Source organism: Candidatus Hydrogenedentota bacterium, assembly GCA_016791475.1.
Taxonomy (GTDB): Bacteria; Hydrogenedentota; Hydrogenedentia; order Hydrogenedentales; family JAEUWI01; genus JAEUWI01.
The window spans coordinates 1-650 of record JAEUWI010000274.1; the positions used below are offsets into that span (position 1 = coordinate 1).

The 650-nt window shown below is 62.6% G+C and carries 1 protein-coding gene; it reads right to left on the reverse strand.

What is annotated here, in order from left to right; all coding sequences use genetic code 11:
* A partial coding sequence (locus JNK74_29170) for an IS256 family transposase (protein MBL7650250.1) occupies positions 1-650 on the reverse strand: 650 nt, incomplete at both ends.

Here is a 650-nt window from a genome sequence, read left to right on the forward strand (position 1 = left end):
GCCTTCGTGCGCGTCGGAAATCAACATCTCCACGCCGTTGAGGCCACGCGCCTTCAGGTCCCGAAATAGTTGGCCCCAAGTCTCCTCGGATTCCGAGTCGCCCGGACGCCACGACAAGACTTCGCGCCGTCCGTGCTGGTCAATGCCGACCGCCACGAGCACCGCCGTGGATTGTACCCGGCCGTTTCGCCGAACCTTCAAATACGTGGCGTCCACCAGCACATACGGCCACACTCGGTCGTCCAGCCGACGCTCCCGAAAAATATTCAACTGTTCGTCCAGCTCCGCCGCCACGCGAGACACCGTGCTGGCGCTGAGCTCGAATCCGCCCATCTTCTCAAGAACCGAGGCCACCTTCCGCGTCGACACCCCCATGAAGTACATCTCCGCGCACGCCGCCAAAAGCGCCCGTTCCGAACGCTGGTAACGCGCGAACACCGACGGATGGTAGGGCTCCATACCCCGCACCTGCGGCACCGAGAGTTCGAGCTCGCCCACACGCGTCTTCAATTTTCGCGGCTTATAACCGTTCCGGCTGCCCTGGCGCGCCGACGTACGCTCATGCCGAGACGCGCCCACGTGGTTCTGAACTTCTTCCTCCATCAACTCGCGAAGGAACACCTCCGCCAGGGCGTGAAGAAAATCTCCGT